Annotated in this window: 15 protein-coding genes; 6 read left to right on the plus strand and 9 right to left on the minus strand. The window is 61.7% G+C overall.

What is annotated here, in order from left to right:
• The 4 genes from KP699_RS04160 to ubiA all read right to left on the minus strand — a co-directional run bounded on the left by KP699_RS04160 (position 1) and on the right by ubiA (position 4,397).
• Positions 1-1,380, minus strand: coding sequence for a replication-associated recombination protein A (locus KP699_RS04160; protein WP_077931409.1), 1,380 nt, complete (start codon positions 1,378-1,380; stop codon positions 1-3).
• 104 nt (positions 1,381-1,484) lie between these two features.
• Positions 1,485-2,177 carry an outer membrane lipoprotein carrier protein LolA gene (locus KP699_RS04165; RefSeq protein ID WP_215761716.1) on the minus strand — a complete coding sequence of 231 codons (693 nt, stop codon included), beginning with the start codon at positions 2,175-2,177 and terminating at the stop codon, positions 1,485-1,487.
• A gap of 152 nt (positions 2,178-2,329) precedes the next feature.
• On the minus strand, positions 2,330-3,286 hold the full coding sequence (gene mbfA, locus KP699_RS04170) for an iron exporter MbfA (RefSeq protein WP_215761717.1): 957 nt from the start codon (positions 3,284-3,286) through the stop codon (positions 2,330-2,332).
• Positions 3,287-3,479: 193 nt separating this feature from the next.
• A complete protein-coding gene (ubiA, locus tag KP699_RS04175; protein ID WP_212354482.1) occupies positions 3,480-4,397 on the minus strand; it encodes a 4-hydroxybenzoate octaprenyltransferase in 918 nt (305 codons plus the stop codon).
• Positions 4,398-4,579: 182 nt separating this feature from the next.
• Between ubiA and KP699_RS04180 the strand changes: the two genes are divergently transcribed.
• Together KP699_RS04180 and KP699_RS04185 are read left to right on the plus strand one after the other, a co-directional pair.
• A complete protein-coding gene (locus KP699_RS04180; RefSeq protein WP_215761718.1) occupies positions 4,580-5,338 on the plus strand; it encodes a 16S rRNA (uracil(1498)-N(3))-methyltransferase in 759 nt (252 codons plus the stop codon).
• A 72-nt stretch (positions 5,339-5,410) separates the two neighbouring features.
• Positions 5,411-6,838 carry a glutamate--cysteine ligase gene (locus KP699_RS04185; protein ID WP_215761719.1) on the plus strand — a complete coding sequence of 476 codons (1,428 nt, stop codon included), beginning with the start codon at positions 5,411-5,413 and terminating at the stop codon, positions 6,836-6,838.
• Positions 6,839-6,926: 88 nt separating this feature from the next.
• Here the strand turns inward: KP699_RS04185 and KP699_RS04190 are convergent, their stop codons facing one another.
• Positions 6,927-8,336, minus strand: a complete 1,410-nt coding sequence (locus tag KP699_RS04190) for an MFS transporter (protein WP_212354488.1) — start codon at positions 8,334-8,336, stop codon at positions 6,927-6,929.
• Between the two features lie 317 nt (positions 8,337-8,653).
• Between KP699_RS04190 and KP699_RS04195 the strand changes: the two genes are divergently transcribed.
• Positions 8,654-9,997, plus strand: coding sequence for a gluconate:H+ symporter (locus tag KP699_RS04195; protein WP_215761720.1), 1,344 nt, complete (start codon positions 8,654-8,656; stop codon positions 9,995-9,997).
• A 116-nt stretch (positions 9,998-10,113) separates the two neighbouring features.
• Here the strand turns inward: KP699_RS04195 and der are convergent, their stop codons facing one another.
• From der to KP699_RS04215, 4 genes are all read right to left on the minus strand, one after another.
• Positions 10,114-11,547, minus strand: coding sequence for a ribosome biogenesis GTPase Der (gene der, locus KP699_RS04200; RefSeq protein ID WP_025825836.1), 1,434 nt, complete (start codon positions 11,545-11,547; stop codon positions 10,114-10,116).
• 13 nt (positions 11,548-11,560) lie between these two features.
• Positions 11,561-12,883 carry a PQQ-binding-like beta-propeller repeat protein gene (locus tag KP699_RS04205; RefSeq protein ID WP_215761753.1) on the minus strand — a complete coding sequence of 441 codons (1,323 nt, stop codon included), beginning with the start codon at positions 12,881-12,883 and terminating at the stop codon, positions 11,561-11,563.
• Positions 12,884-12,994: 111 nt separating this feature from the next.
• A complete protein-coding gene (locus KP699_RS04210) occupies positions 12,995-13,687 on the minus strand; it encodes a tetratricopeptide repeat protein (protein WP_212354492.1) in 693 nt (230 codons plus the stop codon).
• A gap of 124 nt (positions 13,688-13,811) precedes the next feature.
• The gene (locus KP699_RS04215) at positions 13,812-14,204 is read right to left on the minus strand and encodes a hypothetical protein (protein ID WP_215761721.1); all 393 of its coding nucleotides are present in this window, start codon (positions 14,202-14,204) and stop codon (positions 13,812-13,814) included.
• 203 nt (positions 14,205-14,407) lie between these two features.
• On the opposite strand from KP699_RS04215, the gene KP699_RS04220 reads away from it, so the two are divergent.
• The 3 genes from KP699_RS04220 to asnB are packed head-to-tail and all read left to right on the plus strand — an operon-like array spanning position 14,408 to position 18,134.
• A complete protein-coding gene (locus KP699_RS04220) occupies positions 14,408-15,316 on the plus strand; it encodes a glycosyltransferase family 9 protein (RefSeq protein ID WP_215761722.1) in 909 nt (302 codons plus the stop codon).
• Positions 15,313-16,362 (plus strand): glycosyltransferase, encoded by a 1,050-nt coding sequence (locus tag KP699_RS04225; protein WP_215761723.1) that lies wholly within the window; start codon positions 15,313-15,315, stop codon positions 16,360-16,362. The genes KP699_RS04220 and KP699_RS04225 overlap by 4 nt, the downstream gene beginning before the upstream one ends.
• Positions 16,362-18,134 (plus strand): asparagine synthase (glutamine-hydrolyzing), encoded by a 1,773-nt coding sequence (asnB, locus tag KP699_RS04230; protein ID WP_215761724.1) that lies wholly within the window; start codon positions 16,362-16,364, stop codon positions 18,132-18,134. Before KP699_RS04225 ends, asnB begins: the two co-directional genes overlap by 1 nt.
• Positions 18,135-18,157: the final 23 nt, after the last annotated feature.

An 18,157-nucleotide genomic window follows, 5' to 3' on the forward strand; every position in this document is an offset into this window, starting at 1 on the left:
TCACGACTGACGCCGATCCCGCAAGCGGGACCATGTTTCCAGACGATGGCGGATCTCCCGCTCAAAGCCTTTTCCGGTTGGATTATAGAAGGTCTGGCGCTTCATGCCGTCCGGAAAATAGTTCTGCCCGGAAAAGCCCTCTTCCGTATCATGGTCATACTGATAGCCCTTCCCATAGCCGATATCCTGCATCAGTTTTGTCGGGGCATTGAGGATATGGGCAGGCGGCATCAGGCTGCCGGTGGCCTTGGCCGCCCGCCGGGCCGCGCCATAGGCTTTGTAAACGCCGTTGGATTTGGGGGCCGTGGCCAGATGCACCACAAGCTGGGCCAGAGCCAGCTCACCCTCGGGGGAGCCTAGACGCTCATATGTCTCCCACGCCGCAATGGCCAGCGGCAGGGCATGCGGGTCCGCCATACCGACATCTTCCGCCGCAAAGCGGGTCATGCGCCGGGCGAGGTAACGCGGGTCTTCCCCGCCTTCCAGCATCCGCGCAAACCAGTACAGGGCGGCATCCGGGTCGGAACCCCGCATGGACTTATGCAGGGCGGAAATCAGATTGTAATGTTCTTCCCGGTCCCGGTCATACAGCACGGCGCGTTTAGCCAGCAGGCGGGCCAGCGCCTGCGCATCCAGCGGCGCATCCGTCTTCAGGCTGAGAATCTGCTCCACCATGTTCAGCAGATACCGGCCATCCCCGTCCGCCATGGCGCGGAGTGTTGCCCGCCCCTCTTCCGTCAGCGGTAGCGCGCGGCCGGTTTCTTCCTCCGCCCGGGCCAGCAGGGCTTCCTCCGCCGGATCATCCAGCCGGTTCAGCACCATAACCTGACAGCGGGAAAGCAAGGCGGAATTCAGCGCAAAGGACGGATTTTCCGTCGTAGCCCCCACCAGCACAATTGTCCCGTCTTCCACCACAGGCAGAAAACCATCCTGCTGGGCGCGGTTAAAGCGATGGATTTCATCCACAAACAGCAACGTGCCGCCTCCGGCTTCCGCCTGCCTGCGAGCGTTTTCAAAGGCTTTTTTCAGGTCCGCCACGCCGGAAAATACGGCAGAAAGCTGCACAAACCGGAGGCCAGCCGCCTGTGCCAGCAACCGGGCAATAGTTGTCTTCCCCACACCGGGGCCACCCCAGAGAATCAGGCTGGCAAGGGAACCACGCTCCAGCATGCGGGTAAGCGTTCCGTCCGGCCCCAGCAGATGCGCCTGCCCGACGACATCCTCCAGTCTGTCAGGACGCAGGCGGTCAGCCAGAGGCTGGTTCGGGGCAGGACGTGCCGGATGGGCCGCCGACGGCGCATGGTCGGATAACGGTGCCTGACCTCCAAAAAGGTCCTCACCCACCGCCATGTCTGAAGCTGTTGTGCGCCGTGCCGCCATACCTGCCTGTCCTGAAAATATCCGCCCCTGATATCGGGTTGCCGCCTCTGTTTTACCACCCCTACCCTTAATCTCAGGGCAGAGCTGTGGCCTGTCTGCGCGCCTTACTCCGGCTGCGCAGGCAGCGTGAACGTACCGGCGGGAATGGTAATTCCGCTTTTGACATCAAACAGGGTTACACGGGTCTCGCGTCCCTGCGCATCCACCACGCTCCAGGACCGCAGGGAGACCGGGTTATCATAAAACACCAGCGTCAGGCTGCCATCACCGGGGGAGGACGTGCGCACAACCGTTACCTGCACAAGGCCACCCTCATGCTGAAAGCCGGTGACGGTCACATCCTCCGCCAGACTGACATGCTTGCGCAGCAGCAGCCCCAGCGGGGTGCGATCCATCGGGATCACGGTCGTCTGGTCAAGCTGGTTGTCCCGGAACACTACCTTGTCCTGACTGGCGACAAGCAGGAGCGGGGTTGGCGGGTCATACGCCAGACGCATCTGGCCGGGGCGCTGCATCCAGACAATGCCGGTGGTACGCTTACCGTCCGCATCCAGTTGCTGCATATGCGCCTGAAAGGTCGTGACGCTGTTGAGCGCCTTTTCAATCTTGCCAAGCCATGCCTTGTCAGACGCGGAGAGCGTGATGCCCTCCGGTGCTTCCGCCTGCTGTGCGCTCTGAACAGCGCTCTGTGTCCCGACCTGCGCCAGAGCCGGAGCAACAGGGGCCAGTGCGCTCACACTGCCCCCTACCGAAAGAGCGAGACAAAGGGCGGAAAATTTGCCGGAACGTGGTGTCATACGCGCTGTCATTCCCATTGGTGACCACAGGCCGCCGGCAAACCTCTTGCCCGCGCCTTTATTATGGCACCCACAGTATGCCACCAGCAGACGCCGGATAACAGAGGCAGCGCTATCAGGGCGTAAACACAGAGAAAGAGACAGGCTCAGCCTCAGGAACTGCCGATCAGCACACCCGCCAGAAAAACCAGCGCGCCACCAAATACAATCTGCACAATGGCGGAGCCGAAAGGCGTATCCTGATACCGCCACCGTATCCATGAGATCAGGAACAGTTCCACCACCACAACGGCAATAGCGACCCCCATTGCGGCGCTGAAGGAGCCAATCAGGAACGGCAGGGTATGGCCAATACCGCCCGCCATCGTCATTGTCCCGCACACAAGCCCGCGGATAAGCGGCTTGCCGCGACCGGACAGGGCACCATCATCCGACAGTGCCTCCGCAAAACCCATGGAAATCCCGGCTCCTAACGAGGCCGCCAGCCCGACCAGAAACGCGCTGTGCGGGTCATGCGTGGCAAAGGCTGCCGCAAAAACCGGGGCCAGCGTGGACACGGACCCATCCATCAAGCCAACCAGACCGGGCTGAACAATCTGGAGGACAAACCGCCGCCGGGCGTTTTCATCCTCGTCTTCACGTTTGTCTTCCGTCAGATGGCGGGAGGTCATATCACTGGCGGCGCGGCCGTGCTGGTCTTCCGCTGTTGCCAGATCCCCCAGCAGTTTCCGGGTTTCAGCATCATTGGTGCGCAGGGCAGCCTGACGGTAAAACCGGGCGGCATCGCGCTCCATGTCCTCCGCGTAACGCCGCACAACCTCAATCCCCTGCCCCTGAATCTGCCAGGCAGGCTTCCGCGGCATAAACCCGGCAATATCCTGACGGCGGATAAGAGGAATATGTGCGCCAAACCGCCGGACATAGACATCAATCAGATGCCGCCTGTGGTCATCTTCCTCATGCACCATGTCCGCAAAAATTTTCGCGGTGTCGGGGTAATTCTCCTGCAATGTATAGGAGAAATCGGCATAGATGCGTCCGTCCTCTTCCTCATTGGAAATGGCCAGAGCAAGAATTTCCTGTTCAGTCAGAGCTGTAAATTTGCGCATCTGCTTTTTATAAGGATTTTGAGGATAAATCTCAATTTATTCTTACATAATGAGAATATTTCTCATTTTCAAATTAGTATTATGAATTAATTCTTTTAAAAACCAAAAAGAGCGGGGCCATAACCTGATCCCGCCCCTTTCATTACTTTTCCTACAGACTAGTACCGGCCCAGTCCGGACCGGCGTCAACCGTTCACACAGCAACAAGCCCCGCCAGAAAGGCCAGAGCCACCGCCAGACCAATTTCCCGATTGGCACGGAACTGCGCCAGACACAGCGCCGGATTCTGCGGGTTCAGCCCCGCAACCTGCCGCCACAGCAGGACCAGCGGCAGAAGCAGAGCCGGCCAGAACAGACTGGCTGTGCCCGCAAGGCCTGCGGCCACAGCCAGCAAAATTACCATCAGGGCGTAACAGATGCCGATAAAGCCCTTTGCCCGCCCGACCATCAGCCGCGAGGTGGATTTTACGCCAATCCGGGCATCATCTTCCATATCCTGAAAGCCGTAGATGGTATCAAACCCAAGCTGCCAGACGATAGTCGCGGCATATAAGGCAAGCTGCGCAAGGGAGAGATGGTCTGCCGCCGCCGCATAGCCCAGCGGTGCGCCAAACCCGAAGGTAAAGCCCATGACCAACTGCGGCCACCATGTGAACCGCTTGGCCAGAGGGTACAACGCCACCAGCACCAGAGAAGACGCCCCCAGAATCTGGGACAACCCGTTCAACTGAAGCAGGATCGCGAGGCCAATCGCCAGCAGAAGAGCCAGAAACAGCACCGCATGCCGCATCCGCAACGCGCCGGACGCCAGCGGACGGCCTGCGGTGCGGGCTACCTGCCGGTCAATATCCCGGTCCCACATATCGTTCACCACGCAGCCTGCGGCCCGCATGACAAGACTGCCAATGCCAAACAGCACGATCAGCCGCACCCGCTCCGCAACCGGCACACCCTGCGGCAGCAGAATCCCCCAGACACCGGGCAGGAAAAGCAGCCATGTGCCAATAGGCCGGTCCAGCCGCGCCAGCAGGGCATAAGGACGCAGGGCCGGAGGCAGGCGGGCAATCCAGCCCGTTACCCGGATATCGGTATGACCGGAAGACGCTGACACGATACAGGCAGTCCTTTTAAGCAAACACAACAGGTGCCGCGGGTATGCCATAAATTGCGCTCTGGCATGAACCTCTTTGCGCGGGCGTGGATTACCGCCTAAACATCAGGCGATCATTCCAAGACCGATCCCCCCGGACCGCGCCTCTCCTACCGCCCCAACCTGCCTGAGTGCTGAATGCCATGAGTTCGCCCGAGCATCTTCCCCGCCTTTTCATCCCGCTGGACGCCGTCGAGGGTGCGGCAGGGGCAGGTACCTCCTGCCTGCTCAGCCCGGCGCAGGCCCGCTATCTGGGCACCGTCATGCGGAAAAAGGCCGGAGACCCTGTGCGGGTATTTAATGCGGAAATGGGGGAATGGCTGGCCACTCTGGGCGAGATTCGCAAGGATCGCGGCAGCCTGAGCCTGACGGAGCCCCTGCGCCCACCCTCTCCCCGGCCGGAGCTTGTTCTGGCCTTCGCGCTCCTCAAGCGCGATGCGACCGATATGGTCCTGCGTATGGGGACGGAACTGGGGGTGACGCGCTTCCTGCCCGTTATAACAGAACGCACCAACACCCACCGCACCAACCCCGAACGGCTGGAAGCGATCGCCACGGAAGCCGCCGAGCAGTGCGAGCGGCTGGATATCCCGAGCATTGCCGAACCTTGCCCCCTTGCCAGCCTTCTGGGCGCATGGCCGGAGGAGGCCCGTCTGTTTACCGCGATGGAGCGTGCGGAGGACCGTGGCGTTACGCTCCACGCCACCCTGCGCGATGCCCGCGCGGGCGATGGCCTGCTAATTGGCCCGGAAGGCGGTTTTTCCGATACGGAATGCCGCGCCCTCCTTGCGCGTCCGGCTATCACCCCCATTTCTCTGGGGCCGCTGGTTTTGCGGGCTGATACGGCGGTAGCCGCAGGACTGGCGCTTATGGGCGACGGCTTGCGCTCCGCGCAGGATTAGTCAGAATACCCTTACCTTCGTTCTGGCCCGCCTCCTGCTGCCGGGCTGTTTTTCAAGGAACAGTGATTTCTAATGTCTCACGCCGATGCCCACGACGACACACCCGTTCGTTCAGTTTTTCAGCTGGCCGAGGTTTTTGCCAAAGGATGCAAGCCCCGCGATTCATGGCGCATTGGCACGGAGCATGAAAAATTCGGCTGGGTCCGCCCAGAGGCTGCGGCAACCGGCACCAGTCCGCAGGCAGGGCGCACCGCTTACGCAACACCTCCTTACAGCCCGGCAGGCATAGAGGCGCTGCTGGACGGCCTTCAGGAAGTGGAACCGGATGACTGGCAGCCCATTCTGGATGAAGGCAAGATTATTGGCCTGAAAGGCATTGAAGAGCAGAAGGGCGCTGGCATTTCTCTGGAACCGGCAGGACAGTTTGAGCTCTCAGGCGCCCCCCTGAGCACACTGCATGAAACAGCGGAAGAACTGGCCGCGCATTATGAGTCCGTGCGTCCGCTGGCGCGCAAACTGGGGCTAGGCTTCAGCCCGCTGGGCTTCCACCCGACCGCCACACGGGCCGACCAGCCGTGGATGCCCAAATCCCGCTACGCCATTATGCGCAATTACATGCCAAAAGTGGGCGCGCTGGGTCTGGATATGATGCAGCGGACCTGTACCGTGCAGGTCAATCTGGATTTCGGGTCCGAGCAGGATATGGTGCGTAAGATGCAGGTCTCTCTGGCCCTGCAACCCGTTGCCACGGCTCTGTTCGCCAATTCTCCGTTCTTTGAGGGCAAGCCCAACAACTTCCTCTCCAACCGCGCCCGCATCTGGACAGACACGGACAACGCCCGTGCCGGGATGCCCGCCTGCGTGTTTGAAAAAGACTTCGGGTTTGAACGCTATGCGGAGTGGGTGCTGGATGTGCCCATGTATTTCATCATCCGTGACGGCAAGATGCGCGATGTTTCCGGCCGCTCCTTCCGCGCATGGATGAACGGGGACCGTCAGGACGGGCTGGAGGATGTCAGCCCTACTCTGGCTGACTTTGAAAACCACATCTCCACCGCCTTCCCCGATGTGCGCCTCAAGCAGTTTCTGGAAATGCGCGGCGCCGATGCGGGCTCTGCGGAAATGATGCTGGCCCAGTCCGCCCTGTGGGTTGGCCTGGTGTATGATGATGCCGCACTGGAAGCCGCTTATGAACTGGTGTGTGAGCACCCGTGGGAAGATTACGCCAAGCTGCGGGCGCTGGTGCCGTCTCAAGCGCTGAACACCCCATGGGGTGAAGGCACCGTGCGGGATCTGGCCGCACAGGTTATCGGCATTGCCATGGATGGCCTTCAGGCGCGTGGCTTTGTGGATGAAAACGAGCGGGAAGAATGGGCTTATCTGGCCCCGCTGACCGCCATGGCCGCCGGTGGCCCCACGCAGGCGGAACGCTGGCTGGAACGCTATTACGGCGCATGGAGCGGTGATGTGACCCGTATCTTTGGTGAAAGCGAGATCTGATCACGCATTCTCCGGGCTGGCTGCTCCCTGCGCGCCAGCCTTTTTTAACATCTGATTTTTTTAATACCCGCTTTGTCAGGCTGGCCCTTCAGGCTGGCTTGTCAGCCCGGCGTCCCGCCAGTAACCGGCTGGAACTCAGCAAGGCGGCAAACACCGCGACGCAGCCCGCAGTCAGCAGGCAGTTGAGCGCAGCACCCTCTGCAAATAATGCAAAAAAAGCCGCGACCCCCATGGCTCCAAGGGTTTGCCCAGCCTGACGCGCCACCTGCACCATGCCGCTTGCGCCCCCGGCCCGCGCGTGTGAGGCCGAGACCATCATTGCGCGGTTGTTCGGCGGCTGGAACAGGCCAAACCCACAACCAGCCAGCCAGGTCCGCCAGATAATATCAGGAGCAGTCGGGTGCGCGGGCATGCTCCACAGCAGGAAAAACCCGGTTGCCGTCATCAGCAACCCAATGGAAGACAGCACCCCGGCGGATACCGTATCGGCCAGACGCCGTACCAGAGGGGCCGCGCACATAATCCCGATCGGCCAGGGCGTGATCAGCAGACCTGTTTCCGCCGCACTCATGCCCAGCACATCATGCAGCGTAAACGGCATGGAGATGATGTAAAAATTGGAGGCCACAAAGCCGCAAAGCCCGGTGACAAACGCGATGGCAAAGTCCGGTCTGGCCAGCATATCAACTGGCAAAATAGGCTGCGGAAGCCCGCTCTCCCGCCGGATAAGCAACAGGCCGGACAGCAGCCCCACCATAATCAGACCACAGGACAGGATAATGCCGGACTGATGCGCCAGCCCGTCTCCACCCATAACCAGCGCCCCAAACGCCAGCATACAGAGCAGGCTGCCCGCAATATCCGGGCGCGCGCCACTTGGCGGCACGGCAGGCAATGCGGAAAATGCCATGACCAGCGCCACAGCCCCCAGCGGCAGATTCACCCAGAACAGCCAGGGCCATGAGGCCACTGTCAGAATAGCAGCCGCCGCCGTTGGCCCCAGCGCCACGCCTATGGCCACCACAACGCCGTTCAGGGCAATGCCTTTGCCAATTTCCGCATGCGGATAGATATAACGCACAAGGGCAATATTCACGCTAAGGATGCACGCCCCGCCAATGCCCTGTAAGACACGGGCCGCAGCAAGTGCGGGGAGTGTCGTCGCCAGCGCACACAGAACAGAAGCGCCCATGAACAGCACGATGCCAAAGCGGCACATGCGCGCAAACCCGACCATACTCCCCAGTGCCGCCAGCGGCAGCAAAGAGACCAGACTGGCAAGCTGATACGCATTTACCACCCAGATGGACGCTGAGGACGACGCATGCAGGTCCCGCGCAATATCGGGCAGGGCCACGTTGGCAATGGCGTAATCCAGCAAGGCCATCAGCACGGAAAGCGAGACCGCCAGCATGGCCCACATCCGCGCGCGGCCATACAGCCCTGCCGTGGCTGCCGGCTCTACCGTCGTTCCTGCGTTCTGCGCATGTTCATTCATCAGCCTGATCATTCCTTTTCTGACGTCTCACGTCCTGCGCCGGAGGGCTTCTGTGCCACCCTGAACCGGAAAGGGGAAGGCCAGTCAGGCTTACTGGTCTTTCTGCGGCATACCACCAGACAACGGGACACAGGAGCCAGCACACGGAATTGTGCGCGTGCGGAGAGAGTGGATTTATTCATTTATGAAATAACAAGAAATCTCCTGCTCCTGACTGGCCCTGCGTTTTCTGGCTGCTCCCCCGCCGGAAAAGACGACAGCCCCCAGCCTGCACGAATGGTTGACATTCAGGCCCCGTCCCGCTCCATCCTCGGGTCATGACGCCCTTACTCGCCTCAGGCCTGACAGCCGCCGCCATCGTCCTGCTCATGCTCCTGATCGGCGTGGCGCGCCTCAACCCCTTTGTGACGCTCTTTATCGTCTCCGTCGGGCTGGCTCTGGCAACGGGCATGCCAACCGAGCAGGCCATCAGCTCTTTTGAAAACGGCATGGGCCACGTTCTGGGGCATGTGGCGGGTGTTGTGGCACTGGGCACCATGCTGGGGAAAATTCTGGCGGAAACCGGCGGCGCGGACCAGATCGCCCTGACCATTTCCCGCATGGCCGGGAAAAAACATCTGTCATGGGCAATGATGGTGATTGGCCTGCTGGTCGGGCTGCCAGTTTTTTTTGAAGTCGGGTTCGTGCTGCTAATTCCGCTGGCTTTCATTCTCTCCCGCCGCAACACGTTGCCTCTGCCCGTTCTGGCCTTTCCTATGGCGGCGGCCTTATCCGTCACGCATGCCATGGTGCCCCCGCACCCGGCCACGTTACTGGCGATTACAGCGTATCATGCCAACACGGCCCGCACGCTGTTCTGGGGGATTGTCATTGGCACGCCCATCGCAGCGCTCGCGGGGCCGGTTTACACCTGGTACATCGCACCGCGCATCGGCGCGCTGGCTCCCACGGCGTTGGAGGAGCAGTTTACCGGCGAGTTTGAGCACGACAAACTGCCATCCTTTGCGCTTTCCTGCGCGACGTTGCTCAGCCCGGTTGTGCTGATGCTGGGTGGCGCGCTGGCTGAACTGGTCTGGCCCGCAACAGCCCTGCCCTACCGTATTCTGCATTTTCTGGGGAACACGGATATTGCCCTCCTTGTCGCGACGCTGATGTCCTTCTGGCTGATGGGGAGCCTCAGTGGCCTCTCCCGTGAGACTGTCCTGCGCTTCAGCAATGAATGTCTGGCCCCGACAGCCACCATCATGCTGCTGATTGGCGCTGGTGGGGGCTTCGGGCGGGAACTGATAGATAGCGGGCTGTCCCACGCCATTACAAATCTGGCGCTGGGCGCGCATGTGCCGTTGCTGGTTCTGGCATGGATGCTTGCCCTGCTGGTCCGTATCGCCACGGGTTCCGCGACGGTCGCCACCACAACAGCCTCCGGTATTGTCGGCCCCATTCTGGCCGCGTCCCATTCTGTCTCACCGGAACTGCTGGTGCTGGTTACGGGGGCTGGCTCCGTAGGGCTAAGCCTGATGAATGATGCAGGCTTCTGGCAGATGAAGGAATATCTGGGGATGAACCTCTCCCAGACCCTGCGGAGCTGGACGATGATTGAAACGCTCATTGCCGTCCTCGGCCTGCTGATCTGCCTGCCACTGTCCTGGGTGATTCACTAACCCCCAACAGAAAAAGGGCCCCCTGTTTCCAGAGAGCCCTTTTCAAAACATTCTGCCTCAAACCCTGCAACCCGGACGGCCTGATGGGCCTATAATTCCGGGGCCCGAAGACGGGTTTATTTGGAATACGGGTTTTTCGTCCCGCGCGTTTGCAGGCGGATCGGCACGCCCGGCAGATTAAAGGTCTCACGCAGGCCGTTCACCAGATACCGTTTGTAATCTTCCGGCGTCTGCTCGGCGCGGGTGCCAAAAATCACGAATGTCGGCGGCCGGGCTTTCACCTGCGTCATGTAACGCAGCTTCAGGCGACGGCCATCCACCAGCGGCGGCGCATGGCGTTCCAGCGCTTCCTCAAACCAGCGGTTCAACGCTCCGGTGGGCACACGGGCATTCCAAACTTCACACGCTTCCCGCACAGCGGGCAGCAACCGATGCACGGAGGCCCCCGTCAGCGCGGAGAACGTCACCACCGGCACGCCCCGCATCTGGGCAAGGGAAATGCTCAGGCGGTCCAGAATAGCCTGACGCGTGGCATTACGGTCTTCCACCGCATCCCATTTGTTCAGGGCCAGCACACAGGCCCGGCCTTCACGCTCAATCAGGCGGGCAATCTGCAAATCCTGCTCATGCACACCCAGCGTGGCATCCAGCACCAGCACCGCCACTTCCGCCATTTTCAGGGCTTCAATGGAGGCGGATACCGACATTTTTTCCAGTGCTTCATCAATCCGGGCCTTACGGCGCAGACCGGCGGTGTCCACCACCTCAAACACATCGCCTTCATCATGCAGCGTTACCGCGACGGAATCGCGCGTCAGACCGGGTTCCGGTCCGGTAATCATCCGCTCTTCTCCCAGCAGGGAGTTCAGAAGCGTGGATTTCCCGGCGTTCGGGCGGCCAACAATCGCAATCCGGATCGGGCCGGGCGGACGGGCGGGGAGAACAATTTCCGCATCCGGGTCCAGCGCCTCTGCATCTGGCTCGAATGCGTCTTCTTCTTCAAATACGTCCTCTGGTTCCGGCTCCGGCGGCAGATGGTCAACAATCTCGCCCATCAGGTCAGACAGACCTTCCCCGTGCTCGGCAGAAACCGCAACAGGTTCCCCCAGCCCGAGAGAATAGGCTTCCATGGCAGAGGCCGCGCCACCACGCCCTTCCGCCTTGTTGGCCACCAGCATAACCGGCCGCCCCTGCTTGCGCACCCATGCGGCAAAATGCTCGTCCGCCGGGGTAATGCCTGCACGCGCATCAATGCAGAACAGCACAAGTACGGCATCCCGCACGGCACTTTCGGACGATGCCCGCATACGCCCGAACAGCGTGTTGGGAGCTGCCTCTTCCAGTCCTGCCGTATCGACCAGACGGATGGTGCGCCCCCGCAGGACAGCCAGACCTTCCTTACGGTCCCGCGTGACGCCGGGGGTATCGGCCACCAGCGCCTGACGGCGGCCAACAAGGCGGTTAAACAGAGTCGATTTGCCAACATTCGGACGGCCAACAATAGCCACCAGAGGGAGATCAGCAGAAGGTACAGGCGCAACAGGCCGCATGGGCCGCCGACGATCAGCCATAAGAACGAAGCTTTCCGTCGTTGGTGACAATCAGCATCTGCTCGTCAACAACAATAGGGGGAACAAAAGAAACCTGATCCGTGGAATCCACGGAAATAATGGCACCCGTCGTCGGGTTGACGCGCACAACACCGTTGCCCGGCATGGTACTGACGCACACAAGCTGGCCACCGGCCATAACCGGGCCAATCCATGTCACAATATTTTTGCTGACATCGACACGCTCAAACCGGCGGAGCTGCGTAATCCAGCGCACATGGCCGGAAAGACGGTCGATACAGGCAAGCTGATCATCCTGAGACAGAACATAGAGCCAGTCCCCCACGCACAGCAGGCTGTTCTGGCTCCCGACGGCACGCTCCCACAGGCGACGGCCTGTCCGGATATCCACCGCAGCCATAACCTGCGCCAGACTGACGGCATAAACCGTGCTGTCCACCACAACCGGCAGGCCACGCACACAGGCCAGATTCAGCGTACTGGCCTGACTGCCGACATTGCCGAGCATGTCACTCCAGACAACCTCGCCACTTTCCGCGCGGAAAGCCACAAGGTCTCCCCCGCCAAACCCGGCGATAACCACACCATTCACCACCGCCGGAGCAGGCTGGCCGAACACCGTGGTTTCCGCCGCCGTCGCCGTGTAGGACCAGAGCTGGCTGCCGGTTGCGGCATCCAGTGCAAACAGGCGCTCGTCAATGGTTGCAAAAAACACGCGGCCATCTGCGATAGTCGGTGCGGAGCGGCCCGGCGTCCCGAAATCGGAGCGCCATTTGACCTTACCAGTCGCCGCATTGACAGCCAGCGCCTGAGAAATACCGTCGATGATATAGACCGTATCCCCATCCACGCCGATGCCGCCGCCCACGTTGCTGGACTGGAGCTTCTTGGGTTTGGGGTTGATGGTCCACAAATGTGACATATGCGGCCAGCTAAACGCCCGCACCACACACCGGGCATCCATGATGAACAGACGCCCGTCATGCACCACGGGGGGAGACTGGATCAGCCCGCGGCCAAAGTCGCCCAGAGCGGCCCATGCCAACAGGTCCGGTTCGGAAATGCCCGCCCCGATATCCTTCGTCCAGCGCGGATGCAGCCCACCCCAGCGGTAGTTGCTGCCAACATGCGAGGTCACGCGGCCAACCAGCGGCCAGTCTGAAACCGAAACCGCTTCCGGCAGGGTAATGGGGGTACGGTCTTCCTTATCGACCGTCAGCCCCGCGCCGGAGGACAGCACATTGGTGCGGTGGCCTGCCAGAATGGGCTTTTCATCTTCATCAAACAGGCTGCAACCCGCCAGAACGGGCATCATGGCGGCCCCGGCCAGAAGCTTTCTGCGTGCGACGGACGGACGGCCAAAAGAGCCGGAACGTGTTTTGCCGGAGTCTGTTTTGCCAGCGTCTGTTTTATTACTCATGATGCCTCACCCTGCCGACGGATCAAGAGCCTGGGACAGCGCCTGAGCCCTGTTCCGCACGCCCGAAGGAACGTCCTGCGCCGCGGCCAGCACGGCAAATTTCTTACGGGCGTCATCCAGATGCCCTTCACGGACATCCAGCGTCGCCAGAGCTTCTGTCGCCAGACCATTCCACGGCTTGCCGCTGCCAGTCAGCAGAGACAGGCGTGAGCGCAGCGTAGCCGGGTCCCCCGCATCAAGCTGTTTCTGGCACCATAACAGCGTGGCCAGATCCCGCAGGACAGGGTCCGCACTCTGGTCCGTCTGCACGGCATCCCATGCTGCCAGAGCCGCTTTGACATCACCATGCGCGGCCTGCACCGCGCCTTCCTGCAGGCGGGCCAGTGTTGCCACACCTTTGGGGGCGGTCGCCACCAGCTTCTGCAAGGCAGAAAGGCCGGTCTGGGCCGTTTCCGTCAGCGGCGTCTGTGTAGAGAGAGCGGGCGGAAGATGATCCGTCTCACGTAGGGCTGTCAGGTAGGAGCCGGTGGCGGCAAGAGAGGCCGATTTCTGGCTGGATACATGCCATGACCACGCTCCGGCCCCGACCACCACGGCGGCGATCACCCCGATCCCGAGACCAGCATAACGGCGAGCAGTCTGACGCAGGCGTTCAGCCTTCAATTCGTCGTCAACTTCCTTGAAAACATCTTCTGCCACGTCTGGCTGGTTCCCGTTCTGACTATGATGCGTGCGTAATCGGCACTTCTGCCCTATGCACACCCATCATACAAGCCACCTGCGAGAAAGACACCCCTTAACATACGTGGCAGAAGGCCAGCCCTCAGTGCGCGCTGCCACCGAATTTTGCGCTTGCGGCTTTCAATGAGGCTGTCAGATGCACAAAATTGCCGGCAATCCGCTTCTGCACCACAGAACTGCCTTCATGAATATGGGCGATTTTTTCCCGTGCTTCATTGCTGATGGCAGTCTCTTCCTTGTTGGCCGCGCGGGCCACACAGGTATTATAGGCCCGGGCAGCCTTTTCATAAGCTGTCACCTTGTCCACGCTGGCGTTGTAATGCTCAACGGATGACACATCGACAGACGGCGCCGCAGGCTCCGCCCCGCAGGCAGGCGCACCCCATGCTCCGGTTGCGGCCCGGGCCGTCCCGGAGTCTGCCAGAACAGCCCCGGCCAGCAGGCCACCCAAAACCAGAAAAAAACCTTTCCTCATTCTCAATTTCCCTGTTCTGCACGCCATCTCCGGCCCGAACCTTCGGGCGGCTGCTGGCATACCTGCGCGTTCACATGACACAGGCCGTGCAAATGTCCATCCCCCGCCTTCTGCACCCTGTTGTGGGCCAGAATACGGCATAAAATTTCCTTCCGTGCCGCGCACTTGGAAAAACGGGGAGAGGCCCGTATAGACTCTTTCCAATGCGCATTCTCTTCATCACGGCCACACGCCTTGGCGATGCCGTGCTCTCGACCGGCCTTCTGGCTCACCTTATCCAGATCTACCCCAATGCGCGTTTTACCATTGCCTGCGGGCCCGTGGCCGCCGGGTTATTTCAGAACCTGCCCGGACTCGAACGCGTGATCATCATGACCAAGCGCCCGCATGACCGGCACTGGCTGGATTTGTGGAAAGCCTGCATTGGCCAGAAATGGGATCTCGCGCTTGATCTGCGCGGCTCCGCCACCACGTTTTTTCTGCGTACGCGCAAACGGATGATCATGCGCGGGGGCCGCCGCCCCGGCCTGCGGCTGAACCATCTTGCGCAGCTTTTTCACCTCTCCCCTCCGCCGATGCCAACAGTCTGGCTTTCCGAGGCGGACAAAACCTTCGCCAGTCAGATCATTCCTGCCGAGGGCGGCCCGGTTATTGCGCTTGGCCCCACGGCCAACTGGACCGGCAAAATCTGGCCCACAGAGCGCTATCTGCCGCTGTGGGCGGACCTGTCCCGCCAGAACCCGGCTGCCCGGCCGGCCATTTTCTACGGCCCCGGTGAGCAGGAACGCGCCCTTGCGCTGCCTGTTCTGCAAGCCCTGCCGAACGCGATTGATGCCGGTGGCCAGTTCTCCCTGACGCAGGTTGCCGCCATGCTGGCCCGGTGCTGCCTGTTTATCGGGAACGATTCCGGCCTCATGCATCTGGCGGCGGCTGCGGGAACGCCGACTCTGGGGCTTTTTGGCCCCTCCCGCGCCTCAGAATATGCTCCGTCAGGCCGCTGCGCCACATGGATTGCCGCCCCCGGACCGGAGGGAGAAGCCCCCATTGCCGGACTTTCCGTTGCGGCTGTCACACAGGCGGCCTCTACCCTGCTGGCGGAAACACACGCATGACCGGACACTTCCCTTCCTCCCCCCTCCGCGTTGCGCACGTTATGGCCGGAGCGCCCACCGGCGGGGCTGAACTGTTTTTTGAACGGCTCTGTATGGCGCAGGCTGCGTCCGGCCTTTCCGTCCTGCCCATCATCCGCAAGGACGCAGCCCGCGCGGCCCGTATGCAGGCTGGCGGCGCCCCTGCCTGTGAACTGAATTTTGGCGGCCTGACAGACTGGCGGACGCGCCCGCAAATCCGCGCGCGCCTCAAACAGTTTGCCCCGCGCGTGACGGTTGCCTGGATGAACCGCGCGGCGCGCTTCACCCCACAGGGTGACTGGATTCTGGCCGGGCGGCTCGGCGGGTTTTATGATCTGTCCTATTATCGCCGCTGCTCACACCTGATTGGAAACACCCACGGGCTGGTGCACTGGATGCGCGAGCAGGGCTGGCCGCAGGAACGGCTGCATTACCTGCCCAATTTTGCCACGGAACTGGCCAGCACGTCCCCCGTCCGCCCGGAAGGCCTGCCCCCCGGCGCGCCTTTTCTTCTGGCTCTGGGCCGCCTGCACACCAATAAGGCGTTTGATGTGCTGATCCGCGCCATGACGCACCTCCCCGGCATCTGGCTGGTTATTGCCGGGGAGGGCCCGGAACGCGCCGCACTGGAAGACCTTGCCCGCAAGGAAGGCGTGGCCGACCGCGTGCTGATGCCCGGCTGGGCCACGCAGCCCGGCGGCCTGATTCGCGCCTGCTCGGCCCTTGTCTGCCCCTCCCGGCATGAACCGCTGGGCAATGTGGTGATTGAAGGGTTTTCAGCCCAGAAGCCCGTGGTGGCCGCAGCCTCGCAAGGCCCGACGGAACTGATCCGCTCCGGAGAAAACGGGCTTCTGGCCCCCGTGGAGGATGACCGCGCCCTCGCACAGCAACTCGCCGCCGTGCTGGAAGACCCGGTGAGAGCGAGCAAGCTCGCCGCCGCAGGCCGCGCGGACTATGATCAGACGTTTGCCACAGCCCCTGTGCTCCGGGCATGGTCGGACTTCCTGTCCACAGTGGAGGCGCCCTGATGTGCGGCATTGGTGGTCTGGTTTACACACGCGGCACGCCCCCCTGCGGGCAGGATGTGCTGGACCGCATGGCCGCCGCCCTGCAACATCGTGGCCCGGATGGCGCGCATTTTGCCCGCTTTCCGCACGCGGACCTGATCCATACGCGCCTCTCGATTATTGATATTGCAGGTGGGGATCAGCCCCTTTCCGCAGGATCAGGCACCCTGATTGCCAATGGCGAGATCTATAATGATCCGGAAATCCGCGCTGAAATCGGCCCCGATCATTTCAAAACCGGCAGCGACTGTGAATCCCCCCTGCGTCTCTGGGAGCGGCATGGCGCGGACTTCCCCCGCCATCTGCGCGGCATGTATGCCATTGCGTTGTATGACAGTGCACAGGATGAGCTTCTGCTCTGCCGGGATCCGTTTGGCATAAAGCCGCTCTATTTCACGGAATTTGACGGCGGCGTTGCGTTTGCGTCCGAACCCGCCGTCCTGCTGGCCGCAGGGCTTGCGCCCCGCACGGAGTCCTCCTCCGCGCGGGATGAACTGCTGCAACTTCAGTTCACTACCGGGCGGGAGACGATTTTCAAAGGCATCTCCCGCGTCCTGCCGGGTGAGACGCTCCGCATCGTGCAGGGCCGTATTCTGGACCGCCAGCGGCTTTCCCCCCTCCCCTCCCGGCCGGACACCCGCCACATCCTGACGGAAGAGGCTGCGCTGGCCCGTCTGGACGACGCACTGATGAACAGCGTGCAGGCGCATGAACGCGCGGATGTGCCTTTCGGCCTGTTCCTATCCGGCGGGATTGACAGCGCAAGCCTGCTGACTGCCATGAGCCGCCTGCCCCGTCCTGAAAAATTACGCACATGGACAGCCGTTTTTGACGCCCGCAACGCAGCGGATGAGGCCGATGCCGCCACAGCCCTCGCCCGCGCAGCGCAGACTGAGCATCAGACCGTGCGCATTACCGCCGCCATGGTCTGGCAGCATCTGCCAGCCATAGCCGCATGCATGGATGACCCTGCGGCCGATTACGCCATTATCCCCACATGGTTTCTGGCGCGTGAAGCGACCAGGGATGTCCGCGTGATCCTGTCCGGTGAAGGCGGGGATGAACTGTTTGCGGGCTACGGCCGGTATCGCTCCGCCGTGCGGCCATGGTGGAAGGGCGGTCGCCGCATGTGGCGGCAGGGCATGTTTGACCGTCTGGACACGCTCCGCCACCGGCCCTTACACTGGCGCGATGGCCTTATGGCCGCTGAGATGTGCGCGGCAAACGCCCCCACCCGCCTGTCCGCGGTGCAATCCGTCGATATTGCGGAATGGTTGCCCAATGACCTCCTGCTCAAGCTGGACCGGTGCCTGATGGCCCACGGGCTGGAAGGCCGCACCCCCCTGCTGGACCCGGTTGTGGCAGATCTGGCCTGGCAGCTGCCCGACACCCTCCGTGTGCGGGACGATAAAGGCAAATGGCTGCTCCGCCGCTGGCTGGAACAGCACTGCCCCGCAGCCCGTCCCTTTGCCCCCAAACAGGGCTTTACCGTGCCCATCGGCACATGGATTGCGCAGGATGGAGCGCGGCTGGGGCAGCTTGTTGCACAACAGGACTGCATTCAGGAAATTGCCAGACCCGAGCGGGTACGGGCACTCTTTCAGGCAGCCGCAGGCCGCAAAACCGGCCCCGCAGCATGGACGTTACTGTTCTATGCCCTGTGGCACCGCACGCATATCCACGGGCTTGCTCCGGCAGTGGATGTTTTTGAAACACTCAGCCGGCCGTTATAAAGTCTGCCTCATCATCGGGAGCA

This window comes from Acetobacter sp. P1H12_c (assembly GCF_018811975.1).
Classification (GTDB): Bacteria; Pseudomonadota; Alphaproteobacteria; order Acetobacterales; family Acetobacteraceae; genus Acetobacter; species Acetobacter persici.